The sequence below is a fragment of the Lacrimispora sp. 38-1 genome, from assembly GCF_049890855.1.
Classification (GTDB): domain Bacteria; phylum Bacillota; class Clostridia; order Lachnospirales; family Lachnospiraceae; genus Lacrimispora.
The window spans coordinates 1-525 of the sequence record NZ_JBANEW010000088.1 but is presented as its reverse complement, the minus strand read 5'-3'; the positions used below and the strand labels follow the sequence as shown (position 1 = coordinate 525).

1 protein-coding gene is annotated in these 525 nt (G+C 60.8%); it reads right to left on the bottom strand.

The window, feature by feature from the left end; all coding sequences use genetic code 11:
• The coding region (locus V7D18_RS23665) for a hypothetical protein (protein ID WP_426158084.1) at positions 1-373 on the bottom strand (373 nt) is incomplete at its 3' end.
• Between the last annotated feature and the right edge of the window lie 152 nt (positions 374-525).

Genomic DNA, 525 nt, shown 5'->3' with positions numbered 1-525 from the left:
GTTTCTCCTCGTCCGTCTGCGGCAGAGTCAGTTGATCAAAGCCCAGGTCGGCGGCGGCAAAGTCCACGCCCCGGACCACACCGACTGCAGCCGCGGAAAACACGTTGCCGTCGCTGTCCTCGGCGGTGTTGCTGTCGGACGGGTGCTGGACGTTGAAGAACAGATCGCCTTCCTGGGACAGGAACAGGCCGGTTACTTCGGCACCAACCGGCACGGTGGCCAGCCGGGTCAATGCCTGATTATCGGAATCGTAGGAACTGGTCTGGGACGTGTCGTCGTCATCGTCCGAACAGCCCGCCACCAGGGCGGTGCCCGCGATCGCCAGTGCCAGCGCCGACAACTTGAACAGGGATTTGCCATTTTTCTGATACATGGTCGTATTCCTTCCTGGATCTCTCATTGGGGAGGTCTGAGCCCATGAGCGTGCCGGCAATGTGTTGCAGTCCGGTTGAGCGGGGATGACCGCGGGGTGACAGTTCTGAGACAGGGCCGGTGCCGGCAATAAATCTGTCATGTATCAGCAGG